Annotated in this window: 16 protein-coding genes and 1 pseudogene; 7 read left to right on the top strand and 10 right to left on the bottom strand. The window is 29.7% G+C overall.

What is annotated here, in order from left to right:
• Positions 1-29: 29 nt before the first annotated feature.
• From JEY78_RS12885 to JEY78_RS12870, 4 genes are read left to right on the top strand one after another with little or no spacing between them, the layout of a single operon-like run.
• A complete protein-coding gene (locus JEY78_RS12885; protein WP_291852038.1) occupies positions 30-1,577 on the top strand; it encodes a response regulator in 1,548 nt (515 codons plus the stop codon).
• 21 nt (positions 1,578-1,598) lie between these two features.
• Positions 1,599-2,015, top strand: a complete 417-nt coding sequence (gene tsaE, locus JEY78_RS12880; protein WP_291852035.1) for a tRNA (adenosine(37)-N6)-threonylcarbamoyltransferase complex ATPase subunit type 1 TsaE — start codon at positions 1,599-1,601, stop codon at positions 2,013-2,015.
• On the top strand, positions 2,008-3,210 hold the full coding sequence (locus JEY78_RS12875) for an alanine dehydrogenase (RefSeq protein WP_291852032.1): 1,203 nt from the start codon (positions 2,008-2,010) through the stop codon (positions 3,208-3,210). The genes tsaE and JEY78_RS12875 overlap by 8 nt, the downstream gene beginning before the upstream one ends.
• Before the next feature lies 1 nt (position 3,211).
• Positions 3,212-3,583 carry a DUF4258 domain-containing protein gene (locus JEY78_RS12870; RefSeq protein ID WP_291852029.1) on the top strand — a complete coding sequence of 124 codons (372 nt, stop codon included), beginning with the start codon at positions 3,212-3,214 and terminating at the stop codon, positions 3,581-3,583.
• Here the strand turns inward: JEY78_RS12870 and JEY78_RS12865 are convergent.
• The gene (locus tag JEY78_RS12865; RefSeq protein ID WP_291852200.1) at positions 3,567-4,250 is read right to left on the bottom strand and encodes an RNA methyltransferase; all 684 of its coding nucleotides are present in this window, start codon (positions 4,248-4,250) and stop codon (positions 3,567-3,569) included. The genes JEY78_RS12870 and JEY78_RS12865 overlap by 17 nt on opposite strands.
• A 54-nt stretch (positions 4,251-4,304) precedes the next feature.
• Here JEY78_RS12865 and JEY78_RS12860 point away from each other — a divergent pair, with 54 nt between their 5' ends.
• Positions 4,305-4,991, top strand: coding sequence for a Sir2 family NAD-dependent protein deacetylase (locus JEY78_RS12860; RefSeq protein ID WP_291852026.1), 687 nt, complete (start codon positions 4,305-4,307; stop codon positions 4,989-4,991).
• Here JEY78_RS12860 and JEY78_RS12855 read toward each other — a convergent pair.
• The 9 genes and pseudogenes from JEY78_RS12855 to priA all read right to left on the bottom strand — a co-directional run bounded on the left by JEY78_RS12855 (position 4,969) and on the right by priA (position 14,929).
• Positions 4,969-5,439 carry a DUF6495 family protein gene (locus JEY78_RS12855; protein WP_291852023.1) on the bottom strand — a complete coding sequence of 157 codons (471 nt, stop codon included), beginning with the start codon at positions 5,437-5,439 and terminating at the stop codon, positions 4,969-4,971. The two genes, JEY78_RS12860 and JEY78_RS12855, sit on opposite strands and share 23 nt — an antisense overlap.
• A 66-nt stretch (positions 5,440-5,505) precedes the next feature.
• Positions 5,506-8,613 (bottom strand): carboxypeptidase regulatory-like domain-containing protein, encoded by a 3,108-nt coding sequence (locus JEY78_RS12850; RefSeq protein ID WP_291852021.1) that lies wholly within the window; start codon positions 8,611-8,613, stop codon positions 5,506-5,508.
• A gap of 233 nt (positions 8,614-8,846) precedes the next feature.
• Positions 8,847-9,299 (bottom strand): 50S ribosomal protein L9, encoded by a 453-nt coding sequence (gene rplI / locus JEY78_RS12845; protein ID WP_291852018.1) that lies wholly within the window; start codon positions 9,297-9,299, stop codon positions 8,847-8,849.
• Positions 9,300-9,312: 13 nt separating this feature from the next.
• Positions 9,313-9,606, bottom strand: coding sequence for a 30S ribosomal protein S18 (gene rpsR / locus JEY78_RS12840; RefSeq protein ID WP_090223048.1), 294 nt, complete (start codon positions 9,604-9,606; stop codon positions 9,313-9,315).
• Positions 9,607-9,611: 5 nt separating this feature from the next.
• The gene (rpsF, locus tag JEY78_RS12835; protein WP_291852010.1) at positions 9,612-9,962 is read right to left on the bottom strand and encodes a 30S ribosomal protein S6; all 351 of its coding nucleotides are present in this window, start codon (positions 9,960-9,962) and stop codon (positions 9,612-9,614) included.
• A gap of 117 nt (positions 9,963-10,079) precedes the next feature.
• A pseudogene (locus JEY78_RS12830) lies at positions 10,080-10,883 on the bottom strand (sensor histidine kinase).
• A 367-nt stretch (positions 10,884-11,250) separates the two neighbouring features.
• On the bottom strand, positions 11,251-11,706 hold the full coding sequence (locus tag JEY78_RS12825) for a hypothetical protein (protein ID WP_291852007.1): 456 nt from the start codon (positions 11,704-11,706) through the stop codon (positions 11,251-11,253).
• Positions 11,699-12,271 (bottom strand): cobalamin-dependent protein, encoded by a 573-nt coding sequence (locus tag JEY78_RS12820; protein ID WP_291852003.1) that lies wholly within the window; start codon positions 12,269-12,271, stop codon positions 11,699-11,701. The genes JEY78_RS12825 and JEY78_RS12820 overlap by 8 nt, the downstream gene beginning before the upstream one ends.
• A gap of 213 nt (positions 12,272-12,484) precedes the next feature.
• Positions 12,485-14,929: a primosomal protein N' gene (gene priA, locus JEY78_RS12815; protein ID WP_291851999.1), complete on the bottom strand. Its 2,445-nt coding sequence runs from the start codon at positions 14,927-14,929 to the stop codon at positions 12,485-12,487.
• 197 nt (positions 14,930-15,126) lie between these two features.
• Here priA and JEY78_RS12810 point away from each other — a divergent pair, with 197 nt between their 5' ends.
• Positions 15,127-16,071 (top strand): cytochrome-c peroxidase, encoded by a 945-nt coding sequence (locus JEY78_RS12810; RefSeq protein WP_291851996.1) that lies wholly within the window; start codon positions 15,127-15,129, stop codon positions 16,069-16,071.
• A 140-nt stretch (positions 16,072-16,211) separates the two neighbouring features.
• Complete coding sequence (locus JEY78_RS12805) at positions 16,212-17,390, top strand: hypothetical protein (protein WP_291851994.1); 1,179 nt, start codon at positions 16,212-16,214, stop codon at positions 17,388-17,390.
• The last annotated feature ends 216 nt before the right edge of the window (positions 17,391-17,606 follow it).

The following is a 17,606-nucleotide window of genomic DNA, read 5'->3' as shown; positions in this document are numbered from 1 at the left end:
ATATTTAAATAATATACAAATATAGTAATATGAGCGCAATAAAAATTTTATGGGTAGATGATGAAATAGATTTATTAAAACCGCACATCCTCTTTTTAGAAAAAAAAGGCTATAATGTTACTAAATGTACCAATGGTGCCGATGCCATTGATTTATGTGAAACCGATGGTTTTGACATTGTTTTTTTAGATGAAAATATGCCCGGATTAAGTGGTTTAGAAACACTTTCAAAAATTAAAAATAAGCATCAGAATCTTCCTATTGTTATGATTACAAAAAGTGAGGAAGAATATATTATGGAAGATGCAATTGGAAGCAAAATTGCCGATTATTTAATTAAACCTGTTAACCCAAATCAAATACTTTTAAGTTTAAAAAAGAATTTAGATCATTCTAGGTTAGTGTCAGAAAAAACCACCTTAAATTATCAACAAGAGTTTCGGAAAATAAGTATGGATTTGGCCATGGTGAATTCTATTGAAGAATGGATTGATATTTATAAAAACTTGACTTATTGGGAACTAGAGCTTGAAAATATTTCAGACACTGGAATGGTTGAAATATTAGAAAGTCAGAAAAAAGAAGCGAATTCTTTGTTTTTTAAGTTTATAAAATCTAATTATCAGGATTGGTTACATGATAACAATGCGCCGATACTATCACATACACTATTTAAAAAAATAATTTTACCCGAAGTTTTAAATGCTAAAGGAACGTTATTGGTGGTGATTGATAATTTAAGATATGATCAGTTTAGAATTTTGGAATTAACCATTAATAAATTTTATAAAAAACTAGAAGAAAAATCGTACATCAGTATTTTACCAACAGCAACACAATATGCCAGAAACGCTATATTTTCTGGTGTAATGCCGCTTGAAATGGAAAAAAAATATCCAAATTATTGGAAAAATGATACGGATGATGGTGGTAAAAATTTATTTGAAGAAGAGTTTTTATTAGAGCAACTAAAAAGGTTGCATCAAAATTTAAAAGTTGGGTTTCATAAAATTACCAATATAAAAAACGGAAAACAATTAGCAGAAAATTTTAACGCAACCAAAGAAAATGATTTAACAGTAATTGTGTATAATTTTGTTGATATGCTTTCACACGCAAAAACGGAAATGGAAGTAATTAAAGAATTAGCTAGTGATGATAAGGCGTACCGTTCACTTACAAATAGCTGGTTTATGAATTCTCCGTTATTAGAAATCATTCAAAAGGCTCAAAAATTAGGGTTAAAACTTATAATTACTACAGATCACGGAACCATAAATTCAAAAGTTCCAACAAAGGTTATTGGCGATAAAAATATTAGTTCAAATCTTCGTTATAAAACAGGAAGAAGTCTTTCTTATGAAGAAAAGGAAGTATTTGCTGTAAAAAATCCAAAAGATATTATGCTGCCATCATTACATATGAGTAGCTCTTTTATTTTTGCTAAAGAAGATTTCTTTTTCGCTTATCCCAACAATTATAATCATTTTGTTCAATATTATAAAAACACGTACCAACATGGAGGAATTTCTTTAGAGGAAATGATAATTCCTTGTGCTATATTTGCCCCTAAATAAATTTTTAGTTAAAATATAGATATGGTTTTAAATTATTCTTTGTCTGAACTTTCAGAAATTGCAAAAGAAGTATTAAAATACTCTAACAATAAAGTGTTACTTTTTTATGGCGAAATGGGTGTTGGTAAAACAACGCTTATAAAAGAAATTGTGAAACAATTAGGTGTAAATGACAACGTTAGCTCTCCTACTTTTTCTTTAGTAAATGAATATCATTCAACAAAAGGTGCTAAAGTTTATCATTTTGATTTTTATAGAATTAATAAGGAAGAAGAAGCCTTAGATATGGGAATTGAAGAATATTTTTATAGTAATAATTGGTGTTTAGTAGAATGGCCAAATAAAGTTGAAAATTTATTACCTTTAAATGCTGTAAGTATCACAATTACATCAAATAAAAATCAACTACGAACTATTGAACTAAAAAATAATGGGTAAACAAATTTCTTCACCATTTAGTAAATTAGAATTAATACCTCAGGAAGAGCGATTAGAAATTGCCAAACATAAAGGTTCGCTTGTTATTGGAATTCCAAAAGAAACCCATTATCAAGAAAAAAGAGTTTGTTTAACACCTGATGCTGTTGGAGCATTAACTGCACAAGGCCATAAATTTGTTATTGAAACGGGTGCTGGAGATGGCGCTAAATTTTCTGACAAAGAATATTCTGAAGCAGGTGCAAAAATATCATATGATGTTAAAGAAGCTTTTGGTTGTCATATTATTTTAAAAGTTGAACCACCATCATTAGATGAAATTGAATATATAAATCCACAAAGTATTTTATTTTCTGCACTACAACTTAAAACCCAAACCAAAAAATATTTTGAAGCTTTGGCTAGTAAACGAATAACTGCTATTGCGTTTGATTATATTAGAGATGACCACGGTGTTTATTCCGTTGTAAAATCATTAAGTGAAATTGCAGGAACTGCTTCCATATTAATTGCAGGTGAAATTATGAGCAATGATAATGGCGGAAACGGTTTATTACTAGGAAACATTGGTGGAGTTCCTCCATGCGAAGTTGTTATTTTAGGAGCTGGTACTGTTGCCGAATTTGCTGCAAGATCTGCCATTGGTTTAGGTGCAAGCGTAAAAGTTTTTGATAATTCAATCACAAAATTAAGAACGCTTCAACATAATTTAGGACAATTAATTTATACATCTACTATTCAACCAAAAACGTTACAAAAAGCTTTAATGCGTTGCGATGTTGTTATTGGTGCTGCACGTGGAGATGCGCGTTCACCAGTTTTAGTTACTGAAGCTATGGTTGAACAAATGAAAGAAGGTGCTGTAGTTGTAGATGTAAGTATTGACAGAGGTGGCTGCATTGAAACTTCTGAATTAACAACACATAAAAATCCAACGTTTACAAAACATGGGGTTATACATTATTGCGTTCCAAATATTCCATCTAGATATTCCAGAACGGCTTCAGTATCAATCAGTAACATTTTTACTCCGTATTTAATGAATATTGCCGAAGAAGGCGGATTTGAAAATGCCTCACGAATGAACAAGAGTTTACAAAAAGGAATGTATTTTTATCACGGAATTTTAACAAATAAAACAGTTGCTGATTGGTTTAATTTGCCATTTAGAGATATTAATTTATTATTTTTGTAGCATGACATTTAAACAGCGATTACCTTTTTTTTTAGGCGGATTAACAGTAGGTATCATAATTGTAGCTTTTTTTCTAGGTAAAAAAAACACCACTTTTGATTATGGTCCAAATGCACGTTTACTTAAAAATATTAGAATAAAAGAGCGCATTTTTTCTAACGAAGCTTTATTAACATTAAGTACTTATGAAATAGATACGGCTGCCATTTCACAAATATTAAAAAATGGTGATGCAGATATGTGGAATAAAATTAAAATGGATACTTGCATTCAATATTCCATTAAAGGAAGTGATGAATTAGAGCACATTTCAATAGTTGTAAAAAACTGTGATTCAGTAGCTTTTATTGAAAAAATTACTGTTCAGAATTAATGGTTGAATAATAATTATCTTTTACTTTTTTAATAGATTTAATAGATTTTTCTAACCAATCTAAATATTTTTCATTTTTTTCTTCAGGTGTTAACTGCCAATTTAAATCGGATTTTAAAAGGCGTTCCTGAACATTTTGCAAAATAATGGCAGCAGCTACAGATATATTTAAACTTTCAGTAAATCCAACCATTGGTATTTGCAAATAGCCATCAGCATTATCAAGCACATCTTTAGATAAACCTGCCTTTTCTACACCAAAAAAGAAGGCTGATTTTTGTGTAATATCAAAATCTTGCAAAAAACAAGAATCGTTGTGTGGTGTTGTTGCTATTATTTTATATCCTTTCGCTTTTAAGCTATTAATACAATCTATAGAATTATTTGTATCACTTTTATTATACATATTAAAATCTATCCATTTTTGTGCTCCTTTCGCCACCAGCCGAGATGCATAAAATTGATATTTTTCCTCAATTACATTTATATCTTGAATCCCAAAAACATCACAAGTTCTTACTAAAGCACTGGCATTATGTGGCTGAAAAATATCTTCAATGGCAATAGTAAAATGGCGAGTTCTGTTTTCTAATACTTTTTTAAACAAATTTTTTCGCTTTTCAGTTACTAATTTTTCTAAATGCTCAATATATTTATAATCTACCATTAAATTTTTTCCTTTTTTCAAATATAAAATTTTACTTTTGAAAAATATATACTTATGAAAAAAATAGTTATTTTAACAGGAGCTGGAATTAGTGCTGAAAGTGGTATTCAAACATTTAGAGGTTCTGATGGATTGTGGGAAGGCCATGATGTTATGGAAGTAGCATCTCCTGTTGGTTGGAAAAATAACAAAGAAATAGTGCTTGATTTTTACAATCAAAGACGTGCACAATTATTAACCGTGCAGCCAAATTTAGCTCACACATCGTTAAAATTACTTGAATATAAATACGAAGTTTCCATTATTACACAAAATATAGATGATTTGCACGAACGAGCTGGAAGCTCTCATATAATTCATTTACATGGAGAATTATTAAAATCTAGAAGTACTGAAAATCCTAAATTAATTTACGACTGCTTTACAGATATTTCTATTGGTGATGTTTGTGAATTAAACTCGCAATTGCGCCCTCATATTGTTTGGTTTGGGGAAGAGGTTCCGCTGTTAAGTACAGCTGCTAAAATAACTTCTATGGCAGATGTATTAATAATTATAGGTACTTCTATGCAAGTGTACCCTGCTGCAAATTTAATAAATTATGTAAGTTTGGCTACCCCTGTATATTTTATAGACCCAAAACCTGTTATTCAAAAAAATTATTTTCCAAACTTAAAAATCATAGCTGAAAACGCTTCAACCGGAGTACCAAAGGTTGTTAGTCAACTAATTGACTTATAGAAGAATATAATTCTCCTTTTGAAATAACGCTCCCTAATTCTATTAATTTAAATAATTCTGAATTTCTATCTGAATCATATTTTTTTGAAGCTTTAAAATATTCAATTGTCGCATCCAAAGGATTATTTATAAACCAACTAAAATCTTCTGAATTCAAAAAGCTTTTTGTAGGATTATTCCATTGAATATAAATTCTGGAAATTTCAGTTTCCGAACATTTAAATAAATTCATATGATGTTCAGAAATATGATCTAAAAAATTAATTTTAGCTAGGACATCTTCCCAAACCACATCACTAAAAACTTCCAATTCTTCTTTTGCAACAGCTGGTTTCTCTTTTTTTATAATTTCCCATTCTTTAGCATCAATTTGTTGAGTTGCTAAAAATGTTGAAAACTCTACATGCAATTCTTCTAATTGTTCTTTTGTTAGTGTTCTATATTTCATATTTTTTTTTTGAATAAAAAAAACCGCCCAAAATTGAGCGGTTCAAATATATTAAATTTTAATTTTTTAGAATGAATAACGCAATCCAAATTGCACTTGCCATCTAGATAATAAACTTGAATCATATACAAATGTATCCTGTAAACTAGGATCAAATGTATAGGTTGGGATTCCTGAACTATCAACAGAAACACCAATTGGCTGCACTGCATTAGGTTGTTGAACCAATCCCCAATCTGAGTTTATTAAGTTCCCAGCATTTAAAATATCAATACTAAATTGTAACGTATTATCTTCTGAAACTTTTAAATCTTGCAATATTTTAACATCCCATTTGCCTCTCCAAGGAGCTAGAGCGCCATAACGTTCTGCATAATTCCCTCTTCTTCCACTTAAATAATTGTCTTGTTCAATAAATTTATTAAATGCTTCTGCTTGTCCAGCTCCTGAGAATTGCATTGAATTAATTTCTGATGCTGTTGGAACATAAATTAAATCGTTTAAACCAGAGCCATCATTATTAATATCTCCTGCATACGTATAATTAAATCTACCTCCTTGCGCATATTCAAAAAATGTAGAAATAGTTGTTCCCCATTTATCATTAGCTCCATATGTCCAATTTTTTGAAACCACACCAATAATTCTATGCGTATCTCCGTATTTAGAATATGCTAAATTGGCATCATTAGAATTTCCTAATATTGGATTAAAATCAAAAGCATCGCCTGTAATTTCAGCTTCAATTGAATTTACATCTTTTGAATTTAAATAGTTATATGCCAACATAGTATATAATCCATTTTCAAAAGATTTTTGTCCTTTAAATGTCGCATTAAAAGTTCTTCCTTTATTAGAATTTGTAAAAACATAAGCTGTATTCCCTTTATCTGCAGCAGTATAAATTGGACGTGTATCAACACCATTTAAGAAGCCCGAAGGATTATCTAATCCCCAGTTTTGAACGTGAGCACCATTGATATCTTTTGTGTACGATACATCTGTTGAAAGTACTACCCCATCCTCTAATTTTTTGTCTAACCCTAAACTTGTTCTCCAAACTTGAGGAAATTTAAATTCTGGATCTACAACTTGGTAATAATATACATTTGAATTTGCTATTTGGTTTCCTAACCATACAAAAGGAAAACGTCCTGTAAATAAGCCTGTTCCACCTCTCAATTGCGTAGTTTTATCTCCTTTCATATCCCAATTAAATCCTAAACGAGGGGAAATAAGAAAATCGTTGTTAGGCATTTTAGTTGAATCAAAGTAAACCGTTTCACCAGTAGCTGGATCAATATATGGAATTTCAGGAACATACACTGATCCTCTATCAATTACATCCTGTGCTTTTTTAGCTGAATCAAAAAATAATGGCTTATCAAACCTTACTCCGTACGACAGTTTAAAATTATCATTAACATTCCAATCATCTTGAGCATAAAATGCTAACTGACCAACATTAGTTTCTGCTAAACTCCAATTATCTGCAGCATAAACAGCCTCTGCATTGGCCATAGCATCCGCTAATAATCCGTTTGAAATTGCAGTATTAAACGCTGCCATATTAGCAAAATCCCCAAAAAATGCTCCAACATAACCTCTGGCATCTCCATAACCATACGCACCTAAATTAAAAGAGTTATCAAATTGAAATTTTTCAAATGAAAACCCTAATGTGTAATTATGATTTGCTTTATTAATAGTTAAATTATTTGTAATTTGAAATACTTTTTGATCTAATTTATTATGAATTGAGAAAGGCTCATGACCCGTAATTATATAATTTCCTCCATTTCCATCTTGAATTCTGAAAGCTGGCATTGGAGCGGATTTCGGATTTCTAAAATCATCAAAGTGTGTATATCCTATTTGTAATTTATTGGAAACATTGTCTTTCAATTTCGAGTTTAATTCAACTAAAAAAGATTGAATTTTATTATTTATTTGATATCCAGAATTTTCAAATTGCAACATTTGAGAATTTGGACCTCTAAATCCTAAAGCTGTTGGATGTGCTGTATTATCCTTAGAGGCATCTAAAAAGTTATAAATAACTGCTAATCTGTTACTTTCATTAATATTCCAATCTAATTTTAAAATACCTTTTGTGCTGTTAGAATTATGTGTAAATCCTTCGTAAGCTCCGGTATCATAGCCAATACTAGCCAAAGCAGTTTGTACATTATTTAAATCTGCAACTAAAACCCTAGATTCATTAATAGCTCCTGTTCCTCTATTTGGTAACCAAGATTGTCCTAAATCTGATCGTTCGTCTTTTTCAAAATTTGCAAAAACAAATAATTTATCTTTAATAATAGGAGCTCCTAAACTAAACCCATATTGGCTCTGCTCTAATTTTGGCACAAAAATATCTTGTCCTTTAATTTTACTACCTGTTAAATCTTGATTTCTAAAGAATCCGTAAACAGTTCCTGAAATTTTATTAGTTCCACTTTTTGTTACGGCATTTACAGAAGCACCGGTAAAGCCAGATAAAGTTACATCATAAGGTGCTGTTGATACACTTATTTGTTCAATAGCATCTAATGAAATTGGCTGCGCATTTGTTTGTCCTCCTGGTGTTGCTGCATCTAAACCAAAAGGGTTGTTAAATATTGAACCATCTAAGGTGAAATTATTAAATTGGTCATTTCTTCCACCAAAAGAACCACCAGAAGCTGATGGATCAAGACGTGTAAAATCTGATGCAGATCTAGAAATAGTAGGTAAATTTGTTAATTCTCGTTTACCAACACTTGTTTCAGCTCCTGTTCTATCATTATTAAAAATTGAACTTTTCGCACTAGTTATAACCACTTCTTGTAATTGTTCACTTTCGGTACTCATTTTTACGTCAAGGTCAAAAGCATTACCTAAATCTAAATATACATCTGTATATTCAATAGTTTTATACCCTACATAACTAAATGTAATTGTGTATGGACCACCTACACGTAAATTTGTGATGGAATATCTTCCTCCTTCAAGAGTCATAGTTCCAGAAACTGTTCCTGTTGGAAGATGTTTAGCGACAACATTTGCTCCAAATAAACCTACTGCTGTATCGTCTGAAACACTTCCTTCAATTTTAGAAGTTGTCATTTGAGAAAATGCAGTAGAAAAAGCAAATATCATAATTAATAAAGAAAAGAATAAATGTTTTTTCATACGTCTTAATGTTTAATTTATTGTTTGATTTTCAGACAAAAATAATCAAAAAGAAAAGCCATATAATAATTGAAAAATATCTTTATTAACTTTCTTATGTTAATTACTTCTTTAAAAAACAATGAGTAAATCACTGTATAATTGAATTTTACATTTCAAATAATCAAAATATTAAAACAAAAAAAACCCACTAAAATTAGTGGGTTTTAATAACTATAAAAAGTTATATACTTTTAATTGGCTTCAGCAATAATATCAATTGGTAATTCAACTACAACTGCTCTATGCAATCTAATAGTAGCATTGTATTTACCAATTCTTTTAATAGTACCACCTTCAACTTTAATGAATTTTTTATCAACTACCTGACCTGCAGCAGCTATAGCCTCTGCAACATCTGCGTTGTTCACAGAACCAAATAACTTAGAATTATCTGCAGTTTTTGCAGAAATTTTAATCTCTAATTCTTTTAAAGCGTCTGCAATTACAGTAGCATCTTTTATTAACTTTTCTTCTTTAAATGCACGTTGCTTTAAAGTTTCAGCTAATACTTTTTTTGCTGATGTAGTTGCTAAAACTGCTAATCCCTGAGGAATTAAGAAGTTACGTCCGTAACCGTTTTTTACGGTTACAATATCGTCAATAAAACCTAAGTTTTCAACGTCTTGTTTTAATATAATTTCCATAATCCTTCTTCTTTTATTTTAATAAATCACCAACATATGGCATTAAAGCTAAGTGACGTGCTCTTTTTATTGCAACAGAAACTTTACGTTGATATTTTAATGAAGTTCCAGTTAAACGACGAGGTAAAATTTTACCTTGTTCATTTACTAAATACAATAAGAAATCAGCATCTTTATAATCAATATATTTGATACCGTTCTTTTTGAAACGACAGTATTTTTTTACTTCTTTAGTATCAATATCTAATGGAGTTAGGTAACGAACATCACCCGTTTTACCTCCTTTTGCTTGTTGTTCTATAGACATATCTCTTATTTTTTAGTTGCTTTCGCGTTACTATTTCTTTGTCTTCTCTTTTCAGCCCAAGCAACAGCATGTTTATCTAACGCAACGGTTAAATAACGCATAATGCTATCATCTCTTCTGAATTCAAGTTCAAATGGAGCAATTACTTCTCCAGCAACTTTGTATTCAAATAAGTGATAAAATCCACTCTTTTTGTGTTGGATTGTGTAAGCTAATTTTTTTAGCCCCCAATCTTCTTTTGATATCATTTCGGCACCTTTAGAAACAAGATAGTCCTCAAACTTCTTTACTGTTTCCTTTACCTGAACATCAGATAAAACGGGATTCAAAATGAAAACAGTTTCGTAATGATTCATAATTAATAATTTTAAGTTTTACTTTTAAGGGTGCAAATGTACAATTTTATAACTATTCAGCAAATGTTTAGGTAAAATATATTTTATATTTAAAAACACACACTTTTTATTCTATTATTATTTAGCCATTGGCAAGGTAAACTTAAAAGAACTTCCTTTTCCCAATTCACTTTCTACCCAAATTTTTCCACCTTGTATTTCTACAAATTCTTTGCATAAAATAAGACCTAAACCTGTTCCTTTTTCATTATTTGTTCCTCTAACCTATAACTCACATTCAATTGAAAATAATTTATTTAATTTTGAAGTTTCTATACCAATTCCTGTATCTGAAACTATTACGACCACTTCATTCTTTAAATTTTTAGTTTCAACAGTCACTTTTCCTTTCGGATACGTAAATTTTATGGAGTTTGTTACCAAATTTCTTAAAATAACATTTATCATTTGTGAATCTCCCTGAACTTTAAGTGGTTCGTCTAACTTTAGCTCTAATAAAATATTTTTTGAACTTGCTATTGGCGTGCATAGTAATGCAACATTTTCAATTACTTGCAGTAAATTAATTGGAGCTATTTTAGGTGCTAATTTACCCGTTTGATGACTTGACCAATCTAACAGGTTTTCCAAAAGATCAAATGTACTTTTTGCAGATTTAAAAATATGCCCGGCATATTCTTCGTTTTTTTCAGGAGAATAACTTGACGTATTTGAATACAATAATTCGCTAAAACCTAAAATTGTATTAAACGGACTTTTTAAATCATGGGCTATAATTGAAAAAAACTTATCCTTAGTTGCATTCAATTCACTTAATTCTTCATTCGCCTTTCCCAACTCTTTTAGGGTTTGTTGCAGTAAATGTTTTTCTTTAATTAACTTGCGCTGTAAGTTATTAATTTCATTATTTAAAAGATGCATTGTAGCATTTTGTTCCAACAAATGAATAGCACTTATTTCTCCTAAAATCAGAATTTTATTCTTTTTACTGAAAATTTTGGCTTCTATGCTTGGATTAATTGAAAAACTATCTCCAATGGTTAGTATTCCTTCAAAAATGAGAGCATTATTAGAATTTAACTTAAGTAGTTTATCAAAAGTTGGATTTATTAAACTCTCTGGAGCCTTCCCTTTAATAAGTCCTTGAAAAGCATCATTAGAAAAAAGCAATTCTTTATTTCTATTAAAAAGTGCAATGCAAAAATTATTAGATGTACTTAACGTTTCTATAAATTCTTTTTCAAAATCTAAAAATAATTGTAATACATTTTCTTTTTGCATCAATAATTTAATTGTTTGGAATTTCTAAATTATCATCTGATAATTTCACAAAAATAGGAATATTAATTTGCATCCAATTATATAGCGGATTTATTTCTAGATACGACTCAGCAGATAGCTGATTTTTAAGCACCTCAATCCACGTATTTAATTGAGCTGCCCAGTAATTGGTTGAAAAACCGTGGCTTCTATACGCTCTAAATACCCAAAGTATTGTTTCTACTAATACTTCCGGATTGAATTCTTTTAATATAGATGCTATAAATCTGATATGATTGGAGTGATTATCTTGCATCATTAATAAATTTTCTTCACCCACTAAATCCTTAATGTCACCTCTTTTTAACATAATGGTGTTCATTTCAGATAATAATACTTCAGATTTTATGAAATATTCTTCAGATGCCTTATCAGAAAACCTTTTCAATTCTCCGCAAGTTTGTAATAAATATGCTTTATTCATAAGTGTTTATTTTATTTATAAATAATTCGGTGCTAGCTATATCTGGTTTATAAATTACCTTGTAATACTTTAAAAGCGTTTTTTCTCCACCATGCCTAAAAGCCTGACCACCAACTAAAATAGGAGTTTCAGGAAACTCTAATCTAAATTTCTCAATTAATTTTGTAAGTTCTGGTAAATGAGAATAAATACTTAGTGAAATTGCTATAATATCAATAGGAATAGTTTTTGAAAATAATAAAACATCTTTTGTAGGTGTATTAGACCCTAAAAAGTAAGATGTCCAACCATTCATTTCAAAAATATCACCAATCATTTTAACACCAATTTGATGGAATTCTTTTTCAACACAAGAAAGTAATACGTTTTTATTGACCCTTTTTTCAGAAATAATGTTTAAATAATTATCATTTAAAATTGCTTCAACAATTGCAGAGGCCAAATGTTCAGATGCAACACTTATTTTATTGTATTCCCAAAGTTTACCAACTTCGTATAGCGATACCTTTAATAAATCTTCATAAATAATTTTAATTGAAACATCCTTTTTTAATAATGATTGCACTATTAATGAACATTCCTATCTATTTCCAATAAGTAATTTTTCAAGAAAATTTTCTTGCAAATTTTTAGTTATTTCAACCATTATTTATTGTTCCTGAATTTTAAACATCAGTATGACCCAAAAAAAATATTAAGTCACCAATAAATGTACTGGATATTAATATGGAAATAGCTATTAATACAATAAAAGTGATGAAATTTGCATTCCCCACAGCTAATAATTATCAACATCAATAGTTAACTTAATAGATCTAAATTCTTTTACTGCCTGAAAAGCATTAATAATTCTACTAATTTTATTTTTTGTTCCTCCAATAGATTGCTTTGGTGGAATTTTAATAATAATTTGACGGATATAATAGTTTCTAATTTTTGAAATTGCAGGTGTTGTTGGTCCTAAAACCTGTTCTTTTAAATTTGAAGAAAAAGATTTTCCCAACCAATTAGCACCTTCTTCAACGTTATTAAAATTTTTATGCCGCAACGTAATTTTAATAATCCTATAAAAAGGTGGATAATGATATTGCCAACGTTCTTCTAATTGCTCCTTAAACATTTCATCATAAGAATTGGTTGAAACCTGTTGTAATATTTTATGATATGGATTGTAAGTTTGAATAGCCACTTTTCCTCTTTTTTGATCTCTCCCTGCTCTACCCGAAACTTGAACCATTAATTGAAAGCTGCGCTCATGAGCTCTAAAATCAGGAAAATTTAACATTGTATCGGCATTCATAATACCAACCAATGAAACATTTGTAAAATCCAACCCTTTTGAAAGCATTTGTGTACCCACCAAAATATCTATTTCTTGCGCTTGAAATTGACCTAATATTTTTTGATAACCATATTTTCCTCGCGTGGTATCTAAATCCATTCTTCCAATATTTACATTTGGGAACAGCTCTTGTAATTCTAACTCAATTTGCTCAGTACCAAAACCTTTTGTATTTAATTTTTCACTTCCACAAGCACCACAATTATGCAACATAGCTTGCCTATAACCGCAATAATGACAGCGCAATTCTTTTCTATAACTATGGAAGGTTAAACTCACATCGCATTGCGGACATTGCGGAGAAACACCACACGTTTGACACTCAACAACTGGCGCAAATCCTCTCCTATTTTGAAATAAAATAACCTGCTCTTTTTCTTTTAATGCATCTGAAATCATTTCTAATAAACGATCAGAGAAATGACCTTTCATTCTTTTTTTTCGATGTTTTTCTTTTACATCAACCAATTCAATTTCAGGCAATAGTACATTTCCAAAACGTCTATTTAATTCAACATAGCCATATTTTCCTTGTTGTGCATTAAAAAATGTTTCAATACTTGGTGTTGCTGATCCTAATAATACTTTTGCATTGTGCTGGTTTGCTAAAACAATTGAAGCATCTCGAGCATGATATCTTGGTGATGGATCATATTGCTTAAAGGAAGGCTCATGTTCTTCATCCACTATAATTAAACCTAAATTAGAATATGGTAAAAACAATGATGAACGTGCCCCTAAAAGTAATTGCGCTTTTTGTTTATTTTCCAATACATTATTCCAAACTTCAACGCGTTCATTCATGGAGTATTTAGAATGAAAAACGGATAAATATTCACCAAAATATATTTGCAAACGCTCAATTAATTGCGTAGTTAAGGCAATTTCTGGCAATAAATACAATACCTGCTTTCCTTGTTCAAGTTGTTGTTTTATTAATTTGGCGTAAATCTCTGTTTTTCCGCTACTTGTAATTCCTTTTAATAAGGTTACTTGTTTGGTTTCAAAACATTTCTCAATAGTTGTAAAAGCTTCTTCTTGAAATGTTGTTAGTACTTTTATTTCTTTTGAATCTCCATTAAAATTTATTCTATCAGTTTGAATAAAATAATATTCTAAAATATTTTTATCTACCAACGATTTTATAACGGCATTTGTACTTTTAGATTTCTCCTGAAGATCTGAAACTTTTATAGGCTTTTTAGTTGTTTGAAGTTGAAAATACGTTAAAATTACATCGCGTTGTTTTTGAGCCCTATTGAGTGTTTCTAATAATTCTGAAAGCTTTTCATTTGAATTCCAAATTGTATTTAGGCGAACGTATTTTATTAATTTAGGCTTATATTGTTCGTAAATTTGCTCTTTAACGAATATTACATTTTTTTCAATTAAATCTTTAATAACTGGAAAAACAGCCTTTTTACCCAATATATCAACAACTTGGTTAATTGTTAATTGCGATTGATGTTGTAAAGCTTCATAAATTAAAAATTCATCATCATTTAAAATTTCTTCAGTATTAAAACCAACCATTTGCTGAATAACAGTTTCACTTTCCAACAAAAAAGCCGATGGCAATGCAGCTCTAAAAACTTCACCCAAAGAACACATGTAATATGATGCAATCCACTCCCAATGTTTTAATTGAGTAGCATTTGCTATTGGTTGCTCATCTAATATTTGAAAAATTTCTTTGGCTTCATATCCAACTGGAGGTTCTGTATGAATTTTATATGCTAAAGCCGTATATATTTTAGATTTACCAAATTCTACAGCAACACGCATTCCAGACTTTAAAAATGCGGCTTCTGCTTCCGTAATTTTATAAGTAAATTGTTTTTGAATCGGAATGGGTAAAATAACATCTATAAAGTAGTTCAAATCAATTAAATTTTAACAAAAAGTAAAAGTATTCAAATCAATTTAAATTTTACCAAAAACTGTAATCTAAGTTGCTTTATTTTCAGAGATTAAGATTAAATTTATAATAAAATAATTATAAAAAAATGAAAAATCTACTATTACTAGTCGTAATTGTCAGCTTTATAAGTTGTACAAATACAAAAAAAGAAAAAAAGATGGAGACTAACCCTGAATATGCAGCTTTACAAAAAACTGCTTCATCAATATTTGGCAAATTGCCTTTAGTTGCTGACAACCCAAATAACCCTATAACAGCAGATAAAGTTTTGTTAGGTAAAAAACTTTATTTTGATAATAGATTGTCTAAAGACAATACGCAGAGTTGCAATACTTGCCACAATTTAGAAACCTATGGAGTTGATAATTTAAGTACTTCTCCAGGAAATAATGGTGGTTTTGGAACAAGAAATTCGCCAACAGTATTTAATGCCGCGTTGCATATGTCTCAATTTTGGGACGGCAGAGAGCCTGATGTTGAAGCACAAGCAGGTGGACCTATCTTAAATCCAGTTGAAATGGCAATGCCAAGTGAAAAAATTGTTGTAGAAAGATTGTCTAAAATTGAAGAATACAACACTATATTTTCAAAAGTTTTCCCAGATGAGAAAAATCCTATTAATTACAAAAATATTCAAAATGCCATTGGAGCATTTGAAAGAAAACTAATAACACCATCTAGATTTGATGATTTTATTGCAGGTGATTTAAACGCTTTATCAACTATTGAAAAAGATGGTATGCAACTATTTATAAGTACAGGTTGTATTGCTTGTCATTCAGGAAATGTTTTAGGTGGAAATATCTATCAAAAATTTGGAGTGTATGATGATTATTGGAAATATACTAAAAGCACAAAAATTGATGAAGGAAAATTTGTTGTTAGTAAAAAAGACGGTGATAAATATGTTTTTAAAGCTCCATCATTAAGAAATATTGAGAAAACATATCCGTATTTTCATGACGGAAGTGTAAACAATTTAAAAGAAGCTGTTAGTATAATGGCTAAGGTTCAATTAAATAAAGATCTTTCTGAAAAAGATTTAAATTCCTTAATTGCTTTTTTAAATTCTCTAACAGGAGAGCTACCTAAAAACATCTAACAATCAATACATTATAGTCTTAAATTTTAAAAAAATACGTCCACAATATTGGGCGTATTTTTTTTTGGCACGCTGTTTGTATAATCTAAAGCGTAATGCTAATCATTAGTATATAGTATGAACCCTTTAAATTTTTTATTATGAAAAACACATTATTTTTATTCGCAACATTTGTATTAGTTAGCTTTGGAGCAATTGCTTCAACAAATAATACTGAAAGTTCTTCATATGTATATCCAGATTATAATGAATATGACAATTCATTCACTTTTGTAGAAAGAGGCGTTACTTTTGCTGTTTTTCAAAATGGAGAATTTGATTTTTATATCAATCCGAGAAACGGACTTCACGTTGGGTATCACGGAAACGGAATGGACATTACTTTTAACTCTGGTTATAACTATGATGCTTATGTACAATACGACAATTTTGGAGCAATAATTCAAGTTGAAGATATTTATATAGATTATGATTATTATGGAAGAGTTTCTAGAGTTGGAAATATTAGAATTAATTACAATCGTGGTAGATTAATTAGTTTAGGTGGATTGCACGTGTATTACAACAGCCGAGGATATTATTCTCATTGTTCAGGATATATAAATAGTTACAACCGTAATTATAATTATCATCCATACCATAATTATTTTGTGAGACCTTTATTCGATTTTAGAATAGTAAGCTACAAACCTTATAGAGATCACTACAAACCAACTCGTTACGCGTATTACAGTGATCATTCTAAAAACACATACTATAATAAAAATTATAGAAATTATAGCCAAAGAGGCGGAAATAATAGTTCACATTCTAGAGTTACAACTAATAACGTTCCAAAAAGAAATGATGACAGAAGTAATTCTAGAGTTACAAGCACTAACAGAAGAACTGAAAGTAATTCAAATAACAGTATTCAAAGAGGAAATACGACCAACAGATCTATAAATTATGGAAATAATAATTCAGGTAGAAATACAACAACACAAAGAAACACCACTGTAGATCGTTCTGTAAATACGAATAGAAATGATGCTGGCAGAAGCACAAATGTTAATCGTTCAATAAATACAAACAGAAATGAAATTGACAGAAATGTTTCTAGAGAAAGAGAAACTAGTGTAAATAGAAATTCAAATGAAAGATCTACAACTATTACAAAACGAGCTCCAGAAAAATCTGTGAAAGTTGAAAACAGAAATGCAAATACATCCAAAACTTCAGATAGAAGTTCAAAAGATTCAAGCAGAGCAACAAAAAGTACTAGTAGATCAACTACAAATGAACGTAGTTCAGATACAAACTCAAGAAGAAGAGGATAATATTATTGTTGAATTATTTTTTAAAAACAAAAAGCCTTTTAGCTTAAAAACTAAAAGGCTTTTTAATTAACCAAACTGTCCCGTCCTAAAATAAGTTGACACAAAATCAACTTATTATGTATTATTCAGAGAAACCGCGTAAGAAGCGTACCCAAAGAGATTATAATTTAGGCTTTAAATTAGCCGTAGTATCTCAAGTAGAAAAAGGCGAAATGA

Origin of the sequence: Lutibacter sp., assembly GCF_016342705.1 — a bacterium.
Classification (GTDB): Bacteria; Bacteroidota; Bacteroidia; order Flavobacteriales; family Flavobacteriaceae; genus Lutibacter.
This window is presented reverse-complemented; position numbering and strand designations above follow the sequence as displayed.

Coding starts and splice junctions, on each gene's coding strand:
- JEY78_RS12885 (WP_291852038.1), top strand. CDS start 30: ATGAGCGCAATAAAAATTTTATGGGTAGATGATGAAATAGATTTATTA.
- tsaE (WP_291852035.1), top strand. CDS start 1,599: ATGGTTTTAAATTATTCTTTGTCTGAACTTTCAGAAATTGCAAAAGAA.
- JEY78_RS12875 (WP_291852032.1), top strand. CDS start 2,008: ATGGGTAAACAAATTTCTTCACCATTTAGTAAATTAGAATTAATACCT.
- JEY78_RS12870 (WP_291852029.1), top strand. CDS start 3,212: ATGACATTTAAACAGCGATTACCTTTTTTTTTAGGCGGATTAACAGTA.
- JEY78_RS12865 (WP_291852200.1), bottom strand. CDS start 4,250: ATGGTAGATTATAAATATATTGAGCATTTAGAAAAATTAGTAACTGAA.
- JEY78_RS12860 (WP_291852026.1), top strand. CDS start 4,305: ATGAAAAAAATAGTTATTTTAACAGGAGCTGGAATTAGTGCTGAAAGT.
- JEY78_RS12855 (WP_291852023.1), bottom strand. CDS start 5,439: ATGAAATATAGAACACTAACAAAAGAACAATTAGAAGAATTGCATGTA.
- JEY78_RS12850 (WP_291852021.1), bottom strand. CDS start 8,613: ATGAAAAAACATTTATTCTTTTCTTTATTAATTATGATATTTGCTTTT.
- rplI (WP_291852018.1), bottom strand. CDS start 9,299: ATGGAAATTATATTAAAACAAGACGTTGAAAACTTAGGTTTTATTGAC.
- rpsR (WP_090223048.1), bottom strand. CDS start 9,606: ATGTCTATAGAACAACAAGCAAAAGGAGGTAAAACGGGTGATGTTCGT.
- rpsF (WP_291852010.1), bottom strand. CDS start 9,962: ATGAATCATTACGAAACTGTTTTCATTTTGAATCCCGTTTTATCTGAT.
- JEY78_RS12825 (WP_291852007.1), bottom strand. CDS start 11,706: ATGAATAAAGCATATTTATTACAAACTTGCGGAGAATTGAAAAGGTTT.
- JEY78_RS12810 (WP_291851996.1), top strand. CDS start 15,127: ATGGAGACTAACCCTGAATATGCAGCTTTACAAAAAACTGCTTCATCA.
- JEY78_RS12805 (WP_291851994.1), top strand. CDS start 16,212: ATGAAAAACACATTATTTTTATTCGCAACATTTGTATTAGTTAGCTTT.